General features: G+C 71.3%; 11 protein-coding genes. 2 read left to right on the top strand and 9 right to left on the bottom strand.

Annotation, left to right across the window (positions count from 1 at the left end):
• Positions 1–211 precede the first annotated feature (211 nt).
• The 3 genes from UK12_RS25965 to UK12_RS25955 all read right to left on the bottom strand — a co-directional run bounded on the left by UK12_RS25965 (position 212) and on the right by UK12_RS25955 (position 2,201).
• Positions 212–1,015 (bottom strand): DUF3710 domain-containing protein, encoded by an 804-nt coding sequence (locus UK12_RS25965; protein ID WP_045305574.1) that lies wholly within the window; start codon positions 1,013–1,015, stop codon positions 212–214.
• An 80-nt stretch (positions 1,016–1,095) separates the two neighbouring features.
• Positions 1,096–1,563, bottom strand: coding sequence for a dUTP diphosphatase (gene dut / locus UK12_RS25960; RefSeq protein WP_045305573.1), 468 nt, complete (start codon positions 1,561–1,563; stop codon positions 1,096–1,098).
• Positions 1,560–2,201, bottom strand: a complete 642-nt coding sequence (locus tag UK12_RS25955; protein ID WP_082119950.1) for a PaaI family thioesterase — start codon at positions 2,199–2,201, stop codon at positions 1,560–1,562. Before UK12_RS25955 ends, dut begins: the two co-directional genes overlap by 4 nt.
• 171 nt (positions 2,202–2,372) lie before the next feature.
• Between UK12_RS25955 and UK12_RS25950 the strand changes: the two genes are divergently transcribed.
• The gene (locus UK12_RS25950) at positions 2,373–2,822 is read left to right on the top strand and encodes a DUF3093 domain-containing protein (RefSeq protein WP_045305572.1); all 450 of its coding nucleotides are present in this window, start codon (positions 2,373–2,375) and stop codon (positions 2,820–2,822) included.
• Between the two features lie 277 nt (positions 2,823–3,099).
• Here the strand turns inward: UK12_RS25950 and UK12_RS25945 are convergent, their stop codons facing one another.
• From UK12_RS25945 to UK12_RS25930, 4 genes are all read right to left on the bottom strand, one after another.
• Complete coding sequence (locus tag UK12_RS25945; RefSeq protein WP_045305571.1) at positions 3,100–3,396, bottom strand: DUF4193 domain-containing protein; 297 nt, start codon at positions 3,394–3,396, stop codon at positions 3,100–3,102.
• Positions 3,397–3,973: 577 nt separating this feature from the next.
• Positions 3,974–4,948, bottom strand: a complete 975-nt coding sequence (locus UK12_RS25940; RefSeq protein WP_045305570.1) for an acyl-ACP desaturase — start codon at positions 4,946–4,948, stop codon at positions 3,974–3,976.
• Positions 4,949–5,264: 316 nt separating this feature from the next.
• Entirely contained in the window at positions 5,265–6,581 is a 1,317-nt protein-coding gene (locus UK12_RS44560; protein WP_045305569.1) for a sensor histidine kinase, read from the bottom strand.
• Positions 6,582–6,682: 101 nt separating this feature from the next.
• Positions 6,683–7,336 carry a response regulator transcription factor gene (locus tag UK12_RS25930; protein WP_045305568.1) on the bottom strand — a complete coding sequence of 218 codons (654 nt, stop codon included), beginning with the start codon at positions 7,334–7,336 and terminating at the stop codon, positions 6,683–6,685.
• Positions 7,337–7,846: 510 nt separating this feature from the next.
• On the opposite strand from UK12_RS25930, the gene UK12_RS25925 reads away from it, so the two are divergent.
• The gene (locus UK12_RS25925; protein ID WP_045305567.1) at positions 7,847–8,032 is read left to right on the top strand and encodes a hypothetical protein; all 186 of its coding nucleotides are present in this window, start codon (positions 7,847–7,849) and stop codon (positions 8,030–8,032) included.
• Between the two features lie 231 nt (positions 8,033–8,263).
• Here the strand turns inward: UK12_RS25925 and UK12_RS25920 are convergent, their stop codons facing one another.
• Positions 8,264–9,067: an inositol monophosphatase family protein gene (locus UK12_RS25920; protein WP_045305566.1), complete on the bottom strand. Its 804-nt coding sequence runs from the start codon at positions 9,065–9,067 to the stop codon at positions 8,264–8,266.
• A gap of 130 nt (positions 9,068–9,197) precedes the next feature.
• Positions 9,198–10,334: a ferrochelatase gene (locus UK12_RS25915; RefSeq protein ID WP_045305565.1), complete on the bottom strand. Its 1,137-nt coding sequence runs from the start codon at positions 10,332–10,334 to the stop codon at positions 9,198–9,200.
• Positions 10,335–10,339: the final 5 nt, after the last annotated feature.

The raw sequence follows: 10,339 nt of genomic DNA, 5'->3' as shown, positions 1-10,339 counted from the left end.
CAGGCCGCCTTCCAGCGGGCCCTCCGGGCGCTTCGTTCTTTCGTGTTTCCAGCTTATCAGATGTTTTCCGCTCCGTTTTCCGGAGTTTCATTCATCGGACTCGCTTTTCTTCGCCCCTCTCGGTGCGACTCCGGAACTGTACGGGGCGCGGCCCTCCACAAGCAAATCGCCCCCGCCCGGGGTTCCGGGCGAGGGCGGTCGGCGAAGGGGATCACCGGACCTCGGTGATCTCCGGGCCACGTGCGAAGGGGTCGAGTGCGGTGCCGCCGAAGCGGGAGCCCTCGCCCTCGGCCTCGGTGACGCCACCGTCGGCGACCATCTGGGCGTCCTCGGGGAGCTTCAGCACGATCGGGTCGCGCGGAGCCATCGGGGTCTCACCACGGACGACCACGGTCTGGCGGAAGACCTGCTCAAGGATCCCGGCCATTTCGGGCTGCACCGCGGCCTGACCGGAGATCACGCCGCGCAGGAACCAGCGGGGGCCGTCGCAGCCGACGAAGCGCACCAGCTGGGCGCCCTGGGTGCCGTCGGGCAGCTGGACGGGGACCTGGGCGCGGAGGTGCCAGCCCAGCGGGCCCTCGTCCTCCTCGACCAGTCCGCCCTGCTGGGTGATGCCGGTGGCGATCTCATCGCGGACCTCACCCCAGATGCCCTCGGACTTGGGGGCGGCAAAGGCCTGCAGCTGGATCGCGCTGTTGCCGAGGACCAGGGTGGCGGCCACGATCGCGTCGCCGGCCACCTCCACCCTGAGCTCCATGCCCTCGACTCCGGGGACCAGGAGGCCGCCGAGGTCGACTCGGCCTTCCTCCGGGTTCTCCAGCTCGGAGATGTCCCACGGTCCGTCGGGGCGCGGAGCCGGCGGCAGGCCGACCCGGTCCGCCGGGTCCTGCTCAGTCACGTTCTCGCTCTCGGAGTCGGCGGAACCTTCGACGCCATCGGCCGTCTCGTCGGCGCTGGTGGCATCGTCGGCGAGCTGCTCGACAGCGTCCTCGCTCTTCTGGCGACGACGGAACACGGTCACTGTCCTTCCCGGTCCAAGACCCCGGTCGAAGACCGAAGCGAATACCTGCTCGGCTACTGCGAGCCGCGGGCATGCTAGACCGCGGCGTGACCACCCGTCGATCCGAACCCGCCCTCGGCGCGTGCCGACCCGGGCAGTTCCGTCACCTCGTGGAAGCGCGCCTTCTCGACCTGCTGGATCACCAGCTGGGCGATTCGGTCCCCGCGACGGAAGCTGACCCCCTCGCGCGGGTCCAGATTGACGACGATCACCTTGATCTCACCACGGTACCCGGCATCGACGGTCCCTGGGGCGTTCACCAGTGCAACACCGCAACGAGCTGCGAGACCCGAACGCGGGTGCACGAAGGCGGCGTAACCGTCGGGAAGGGCGATGGCGATGCCGGTGGGGAGCACGATGCGCTCCCCGGGGGCCAGCTCGGCGTCCACCGTGGTGCGCAGGTCGGCACCGGCGTCGCCGGGGTGCTCGTACGCCGGGAGCGGCAGCTCGGGGTCGATCCGGGTAATCAGAACGTCTACCGGCGGGCGGGCGGAGGGGCTCACGGGTTCACCTCAAAAGCTCTGGAGCGCTTCAACAGATCCGAGTCGTCGAGGACCTTCTTGATGTCCTCGGGACGACCGTGCTGGGTGAAGTGTTCCAGCTTCACCTGAATGAAGAGTGCCTGAGCCCGGATCGCGACCGGTCCGTCCGGGCCGCCGATCCGGCCCTCGGCCGCGCTGTAGATCTTGCGGCCGTGCACACCGGTGACCCAAGCGCGGATGTACAGCTCGGCATCGACCGGGACGGGGCGGACGAAGTCGGTCTCCAGCCGTCCGGTGACGGCAGGGGCGTGCAGCAGCCAGTTCAGCGTGCCGAGCGTCTCGTCCATCGCCGTGGTCAGTACACCACCGTGGGCCAGCCCGGGGCCGCCCTGGTGGCTGGGCCTGACCGTGAAGCGTGCCGTGACGTCGAGCCCCTCCCCCGCCACCGCGCTCAGCCGGAGTCCCTGGGGGTGCTGCGGTCCGCAGCCGAAGCAGTGGTCGTAGTGCGAGCCGAGCAGGGTGCCGGGGGCCGGAGCCTCGGGGGCCCGGGACGGCAGCACCGCGTCGGCCGGCGGGGTGGTCGGGGAGAGGGCGGTGGCGCCGAAAGCGGGCTCGTCCGAGCCCTGCGGCGCAGGCGGGGAGGCGACAGGTCCGTTCACAGGCGCGACCCTACCGCCGGGTAGTCGAAGGCCGACAGGAGGTTGTTGAATCCAGGACGGTCGAATCGGGACAGGTCGGACGCGCAGGTGAGGGCATCGACAGCGACCGGAACGACGCCGACACCCGGGGGCGGGGCCGACCGGACTGTAACCGGCGCACACAATGGGGGCATGTACGACGAACGCCTCACCGTCCCCCGCTCCTGGTGGCTGCTCCCGCTCGCGACCGGCCTCGCACTCGCGCTCATCATGCTGCGCTTCAGCGCGGTGGGCGCCCTGATCGGGCTGGTCGTCGGCATCGTGGCGGCGGCGGCCGCACTGAGCAACTACGGCTCGGCCCGGATCCGCGTGGTCCAGGGCTCACTGGTGGCCGGGCAGGCCAGGATCCCGGTCGAGGCGCTGGGCGAGGCCCACCCGCTGGACCGGGCCGAGGCGGTCGCCTGGCGCGGAGTGAAGGCCGATCCGCGCGCCTTCATGCTGCTGCGCAGCTACATCCCGACCGCGTTGCGGGTCGAGATCACGGACCCGAGCGACCCGACGCCGTACGCCTACCTGTCGACCCGCTCGCCGGAGCGGCTGGCAGCGGCGCTGGCCAAGGCCCGCCAGGGGTCCGAGAGCTGACCCGATCCCTCGGGGTGCAGGGACGGGCGACGCGGGCGCCGGACGGCCTGCAGGGCCCACGGTGACGCGTACGGGCCCGGAAACGGAGGAGGGACGGTTCCGCTGGTGCGGGACCGTCCCGGTACTCCGGTGAAGGGGGCCGTGTGCAGGGGACTCCTGCCGGTGCGATCGGCTGCGCGATCGCGGTTTCTGCCTCCGGCCGAGGCGCGCAGGGCCGGATGGGGCGGCTTGCCGGGCCGACGGAGTCCGCCGGGCCCGGGGCATGCCCGCATGGTGCCTATTCGCAGTCTCGGCAGATCGGCTGGCCGTTCTTCTCGCCGGCAAGCTGACTGCGGTGGTGTACCAGGAAGCAGCTCATGCAGGTGAACTCGTCAGCCTGCCGAGGAAGCACGCGGACCGACAGCTCCTCGTTCGAGAGGTCGGCGCCGGGAAGCTCCAGGCCTTCGGCGGCCTCGAACTCGTCGACATCGACGTTGCCGCCCGACTTCTCGTTCCGCCGAGCCTTCAGTTCCTCGATGCTGTCCTCGTTGAGGTCGTCATCGGTCTTGCGTGGGGTGTCGTAGTCCGTTGCCATTTTCGCTCTCCCCCTCTGGGTGTGTGCGGTATCTCCAGCGCACGTAACGCATGGGGGGTCGGTCTTGTGCCCGACCCGAGGCGGAGATTGTGCCTTACTTCAAGCCTTGTTACTCAATCGACACCCAGCGGCGGAGCCGTTGGAGTGATTGAGTACGGTTCCGAGTGTCTCACCCAGCGCCGCCGAACCGCTCCGCCAAGGCCCGCCGACCCGCCGCACCGACCGGGTCGAACGCCCCCGCTCCGGCGGTAACTCCCCTTGTCAGCAGGGTCATTGACGTAAGGTCGACAAATCTCCACAGCTGACCTCCGGATGCCGCCGGCCGAGTCGGCAGGCGATCCGGCGATCACGGTGAGCAATCAAGTAGTCGTGTCACGCGTTCAGATGTGAGCTTGGTCACATCTGGGACTTTTCGGGCAAAAATCGGGGAAATCGCCCGCCTGATGTCACCTGCCCGGCGGCTCCGACAGGGCCGTCCGGGGGTGTCCGGACGGCGCCCGGAGCGTCCCCCGAAAGCCCCGGAGTCACCTGAGCCACCAGAGCCACCGGAGTCACCCGAGTCGCCGGAACCCCGGGCTCACTTCCGGGCGGCGTTGGCAGCCCGGCGGGCGAGCAGGGCGGCCTGCCGTTCGTCGAAGCGCACGGCCTGGGCGTTCAGGCCGTCCAGGAAGACCCCCAGCTCCTCCTGGGCCTTGGCGCCTTCCGGGCCCAGGCCGTCGATCTCCATCACCTTGAGGTGGCGCAGCACCGGCTGCAGCACGTCGTCGTGGTGGATCCGGAGGTTGTAGACGCCGCCGACGGCGATCTGCACCGCGGAGCGCTCGAAACCGGGCATGCCGTGTCCGGGCATCCGGAAGTTGGTGACCACGTCGGCGATGGCCCGCATCGCCTGGTCGGGGGCGAGTTCCAGAGCGGCCTTCAGCAGGTTGCGGTAGAAGACCATGTGCAGGTTCTCGTCATTGGCGATCTTCGCCAGCAGCTGGTCGCAGAGCGGGTCGCCGGCGAAGTGGCCGGTGTTGCGGTGCGAGATCCGGGTGGCGAGCTCCTGGAAGGCCACGTACGCGACGGACTGCAGCATGCTGTGCGCGTTGTCGGACTCGAAGCCCTCCGACATGTGCGCCATCCGGGCCCGCTCCAGCTCCACCGGGTCCACCGCGCGGGTGGCCAGCAGGTAGTCGCGGATCGCGATGCCGTGGCGGCCCTCCTCGGCGGTCCAGCGGTGCACCCAGGTGCCCCAGGCGCCCTCACGGCCGAACATGGTGGCGATCTCGTGGTGGTAGCTCGGGAGGTTGTCCTCGGTCAGCAGGTTGACGACCAGCGAGATCCGCCCCAGCGGGGTGATCTTCGACTGCTCTATCGACCAGGCCTCGCCACCGAGCACACCGTCGAAGTCGCGGCCCTGGCTCCACGGGACGAACTCGTGGGGCATCCACTCCTTGGCGACCTTCAGGTGGCGGTCGAGCTCGGTCTCCACCACCTCCTCCAGCGCGAGGATCAGCTTGGCGTCGGTCCAGGCGTTCGAGGCTGGGCGCTGCACGGGTGCGATGGTCACGGCTGGTGCTCCTGAGGGCGGGCAGGGACGGGTGGGACGCACTGAGAGCCGGGGCGGGGCCCGCTTGGGGGCGGGACCGGGGCCGGGGCCGGACGGAGCCGGGCCAGAGGCGACTCACTTACGGCTGCGTAGGTTACGTAACCGTAAGTTGTTCCGGCGGCAAAAGACAAGCCGCCCCTGCCAGGGCTTATGTCGTCTTGACGAACCTGGCAGGGGCGGCGGTTGATGGTCCGCGCACGGAGTGAATCGGGCCCGGGTACGGCGGGGTGCGGGCCCCGGAGGGCACAGGCGGCCGCCCAGCGGCCTGCGGGGAGGGTCAGGCTCCGGGGATGCGTACCCGGATGGTGAGGCCGCCTCCGGAGCGCGCAGTGGCCTCGATGGCCCCACCGTGCGCCCGGACCACCGAACGGACGATGGACAGGCCCAGACCCACCCCCTTGTCACTGCGGGTGCGGTCGGCACCCTTCACCCGGCGGAACGGCTCGAAGATGTGCTCCAGCTCGTACCCCGGCACCACCGGACCGGTATTGCTCACCACCAGCTCACCCGCCCCACCCGCCACCACCGTCGTCGTGATCTCCACCCAGCCGTCCGCCACGTTGTACCGCACCGCGTTCTGCAGCAGATTCAACGCGATCCGCTCCAGCAGCACCCCGTTTCCCGACACCGCCACCGGCGTCAACGTCGAACGCAGCTCCACCTCCCGGCTCCCCGCCTCCGACCTGATCTGCTCCAGCGCCCGCAACGCCACCTCCGACAACTCCACCGGCCGCCGATCGGTCAGCTCGTTGTCACTGCGCGCCAGCAACAGCAGCCCCTCCACCAACTGCTCACTGCGCTCATTGGTCGCCAACAGCGTCCGACCCAGCTGCTGCAGATCCAGCGACGCGTTCGGGTCCGACAGCTGCACCTCCAGCAACGTCCGATTGATCGCCAGCGGAGTCCGCAACTCGTGCGACGCATTGGCCACAAACCGCCGCTGCGAATCGAACGACCGGTCCAGCCGGTCCAGCATCTCGTCGAACGTGTCCGCCAGCTCCTTCAGCTCGTCGTCCGGCCCGTCCAGCTGGATCCGCCGATGCAGATCCGAGGACGCCACCTCACGAGCCGTCCGGGTGATCCGGCCCAGCGGACGCAGCACCCGCCCCGCCATCGCATACCCCGCCACGAAAGCGATCACCGCCAGACACACCAGCACCGTCAACGACTTGCGCAGCAGGACGGTCAGCGCCGCGTTGGACTTGAGCTCCTGCATCTGGACCAGCTGGTCGTTGAACTGCTGGGAGGTCACCACCCGGCCGTTGACGGTGGCACCGCCCTGGTCGAACCCGAAGGTCGGCAGCAGGGCGTCGTGGAAGGCCTGCCGGACGAAGAAGTACATCAGCACCAGCAGGACGACTCCGGCCATCAGGAACATCCCGCCGTACAGCAGGGTGAGTCTGATCCGGATGGTCGGCCGCAGCTGGAGCCAGCTGAGCAGGCCGTCACCGGGGGTGTAGGGCGTGCCGTGCTCGGACCCGCGGGCGGGCTGCTGCACGGCGGTGGCCGGCGAGTGGGCCGGTCTGGGCGGTACTGGGACCGGGCCGCCGGCAGGCGTGCCGGGGGCCCCGCCGGCGGGGGGCGGGGTGGTCATGACGTTCCTCTCCGGGCGATGCGCTCTGAGGTGGTACGGGAAGGGGTCGGCGGGTGGCCGATCCCGGTGGCCCGGGCCGTACCGGTCCGGGCCCTGGCGGCTCAGATCCGGTAGCCCGAGCCGGGGACGGTGACGATCACCGGCGGGTCGCCGAGCTTGCGGCGCAGGGTCATCACGGTGACCCGCACGACGTTGGTGAAGGGATCGGTGTGCTCGTCCCAGGCCTTCTCCAGCAGCTGCTCCGCCGAGACGACCGCGCCGCCGGCCCGCATCAGGACCTCCAGTACGGCGAACTCCTTGGGCGCCAGCTGGACGGTCTTGCCCTCCCTGAGCACCTCGCGGCGGCCGGGGTCGAGGGAGATGCCGGCCCGCTCCAGGATCGGCGGCAGCGGAACGGTCGCGCGGCGGCCCAGTGCACGCACCCGGGCGACGAGTTCGCTGAAGGCGAACGGCTTGGGAAGGTAGTCGTCGGCGCCGATCTCCAGGCCCTCCACCCGGTCGCTGATGTCGCCGGAGGCGGTCAGCATGATCACCCGGGTGGCGAGGCCCTGCTCGACGACGCTGCGGCAGACGTCGTCGCCGTGGACCAGCGGGAGGTCGCGGTCGAGCACGACGACGTCGTAGTCGTTGATCGCGATGCGCTGGAGCGCCGCCTCACCGTCGTACACCACGTCCACGGCCATCGCCTCGCGGCGCAGGCCGGTCGCGACGGCTTCGGCGAGCAGCTGCTCGTCCTCCACGACGAGTACCCGCACGATGGTTGTCCCTTCTTTCTGAACGGCCCCGCCGTGCCAGCCCGAGCGGGCCGCTGTGCGCCGGGCGCGGAGCCGACGCGTCCTGAGTCCCCGGCCTGGCATCGGCCCGGGAGCCGGCACACGGATCCGACGGTGCTCCCATCCTGCCTGGTCCGCCGGTAAAGCAGCGGTAAGCGGCCGGGGCCCCGGCACCGGACGGCTTGAAACGGTAGGACGCTCTGCCGATTGGACTGTGACGCGGGCAACTTTCTCGGATCGGGAGGTTTCCCGCCTTCGCCGGTGGGGAGGACAGCTGCACACCCGCGATCGGGCCGAGCGCCGATCGCAACCACCCGCCGTGCGTTCATCCGCACCGGTTCAGGGGATCAGGTGTCATCGGGAGCGGCCCAGGGCCGTCTCCGCGCCCGACCGGAGAGCAGCAGATCGGCTGGGGCGTTTCCGTTGACCGCCGTCCTCCCCGTCGCCGGGGAACGCCGGACCGTGCCCGTCCGACACAGCAAGGGGGCTCGTATGGACGCCTTCACCGCCGGAATCCTGCAGCGCATACAGAACACCGAACAGGACCTCCACCGTGCACTGGAGGCCGGGGACGACTTCCTGGCCGAGGTCGAACAGTCCGAACTGGACGACCTGCGCCGTCTCGCCGCCGAGCACGGCATCGACCCGGTGCGCGAGATCCACCGCTCAGCCGCCTGACCCGACCCGCAGCGGTCACGGCACGTTCGCACCACCCACCCCGAGAACGTCCGGGGCAGCTGAAATCCAGGCCCTGGCACTACTTCCGTGTGCCAGGGCCTTTCGCTTGCCCGTTGCACCTGCCCGCTGCACCCGCCCGGTGCACGTGCGCGCTGCGCGTGCCCGGCGGGATCGATCGGCGTGCGGAGTCGGCCCGCCGGTCGGAGCTGCGGTGCGCCCCGGTGCGGCGGGTCAGTCGTGCCAGGCGCCGAGGGCGTCCAGCCGGGACTGGAGCTGCTCGAAGACACCGGGCGGGGCGGCGACGGCGAGGCCGCCGTCCGGCCCCTCCCCCGGGCGTCCACCGGCCAGCGCCCCGGCCTCGCGGGCGATCAGCACCCCGGCGGCCATGTCCCAGGGCTGGAGTCCGCGCTCGTAGAAGGCGTCCAGCCGGCCGGCCGCGAGGTCGCAGAAGTCGACGGCCGCGGCACCGGCGCGGCGGATGTCGCGCACCTCGGGCATCAGCGCCAGCAGCACCTGTGCCTGGTGGGCGCGGACTTCACGGACGTAGTTGAAGCCGGTGCCCACCAGCGCCTGGCCCCAGGGCGGCGCCGGGCGGCAGGAGATCGGCACGCCGTCGAGGCGGGCGCCGCCGCCGAGCACCGCCTGGAAGAGTTCGCCCCTGGCCGGGACGGCCACCACCCCGACCACCGCCTGCCCGTCCAGCTCGGCGGCCACGCTGACCCCCCAGGAGGGCAGCCCGTACAGGTAGTTGACCGTGCCGTCGAGCGGGTCGACCACCCAGCGCACGCCGCTGGTGCCGGGACGGTCGGCGCCCTCCTCGCCGAGGTAGCCGTCCTCGGGACGGCGCTCGCCGATCAGCTCCAGGATGAGCTTCTCGGAGGCGAGGTCCATCTCGGTGACCACGTCCACGGGGCTGCTCTTGGTCGCGGCGACACCGAGGTCGGCGGGGCGGCCGTCGCGGAGCAGGGTGCCGGCTCGGGTGGCTGCCTCGACGGCGACGTCGAGCAGTTCGGCGAGCAGCTCGGGGTTGGGCATGGGATTCCTTCCGGCGGATGTCGGCGATCGGACGGGTGCCCATCGGTCGGTCCCGGGCTCGCGGTCGGACATGGCGGCCCGAAGGCGGACGGCCGACCCGCGAGCCCGGCACCCGGTGCCAGACGGGGCGTCAGATCTCGGCCACTGCGGGCCGGGGAGCCCGCGGGTTGGGGCAGCAGGCGACGGCGCACACGTCGTGGCTGGGGCCCAGCGCACCGAGGGCGCAGCGCTCGGCGGGCAGGCCGCGCTCGACGGCGGCGCGCTCCAGGAGCAGCTCGCGGACGGCCGCCGTGAAGCGGGCGTCGGCCCCGACGGTGGCGGCTCGGGCCACCGGCAGGCCGAGTTCGGCGGCCTTGGCGACGGCCTCGGTGTCGAGGTCGTACTTGACCTCCATGTGGTCGGAGACGAAGCCGATCGGCACCATCACCGCCGCCGGGACGCCCGCCGTGTGCAGGCGCTCCAGGTGGTCGCAGATGTCCGGCTCCAGCCACGGGATGTGCGGGGCGCCGCTGCGGCTCTGGTAGACCAGCTCCCAGGGGCGGTCGGCCACTCCGGTGGCCTCCTCGACGGCCGCGGCGATCAGCCGGGCGACGTCCAGGTGCTGGGCGACGTACGCGCCGCCGGGCCGGCCGCGGGCGGGGTCGTCGGGGGCGCCGGAGGTTTCGGCCATCGCGTCCGGGATGGAGTGGGTGGTGAAGGCGAGGTGGGCGCCGTCGCGGTCCGCGGCGGGGAGCTCGGCGAGCGCGGCCAGGGTGGCGTCGATCATCGGCCGGACGAACCCCGGGTGGTTGTAGAAGTGCCGGAGCTTGTCGACGCGCAGCTCGGGCAGGCCCTCCCCGGCCAGGGCGGCCAGGGCGTCCGCGAGGTTCTCGCGGTACTGGCGGCAGCCGGAGTACCCGGCGTACGCGCTGGTGGCGAGGACGGCGATGCGGCGGTGGCCGTCGCCCGCCATCTCGCGCAGGGTGTCGACCAGGTAGGGGGCCCAGTTGCGGTTGCCCCAGTAGACCGGCAGGTCCAGGCCGTGCTCGGCGAAGTCCTTGCGCAGCGCGGCGAGCAGTTCGCGGTTCTGCCCGTTGATCGGGCTGACCCCGCCGAACAGGAAGTAGTGCTTGCCGACCTCGGCGAGCCGCTCCTTGGGGATACCCCGGCCCCGGGTGACGTTCTCCAGGAACGGCACCACGTCCTCGGGGGCCTCGGGGCCGCCGAAGGAGAGCAGGAGGAGCGCGTCGTAGGGCGCAGGGTCGGTGAGGGTGCGCGAGTCGGACATGGCTC

Source organism: Saccharothrix sp. ST-888 (assembly GCF_000955975.1).
GTDB lineage: Bacteria > Actinomycetota > Actinomycetes > Streptomycetales > Streptomycetaceae > Kitasatospora.
Note: the sequence above shows the minus strand (reverse complement) of the source record. Positions and strands in the feature narration are given on the sequence as shown.

What these genes read in the sequence shown, in the direction of transcription:
- UK12_RS25950 (WP_045305572.1), top strand. Translation starts at nt 2,373, where the DNA reads ATGTACGACGAACGCCTCACCGTCCCCCGCTCCTGGTGGCTGCTCCCG.
- UK12_RS25945 (WP_045305571.1), bottom strand. Translation starts at nt 3,396, where the DNA reads ATGGCAACGGACTACGACACCCCACGCAAGACCGATGACGACCTCAAC.
- UK12_RS44560 (WP_045305569.1), bottom strand. Translation starts at nt 6,581, where the DNA reads ATGACCACCCCGCCCCCCGCCGGCGGGGCCCCCGGCACGCCTGCCGGC.
- UK12_RS25925 (WP_045305567.1), top strand. Translation starts at nt 7,847, where the DNA reads ATGGACGCCTTCACCGCCGGAATCCTGCAGCGCATACAGAACACCGAA.
- UK12_RS25920 (WP_045305566.1), bottom strand. Translation starts at nt 9,067, where the DNA reads ATGCCCAACCCCGAGCTGCTCGCCGAACTGCTCGACGTCGCCGTCGAG.
- UK12_RS25915 (WP_045305565.1), bottom strand. Translation starts at nt 10,334, where the DNA reads ATGTCCGACTCGCGCACCCTCACCGACCCTGCGCCCTACGACGCGCTC.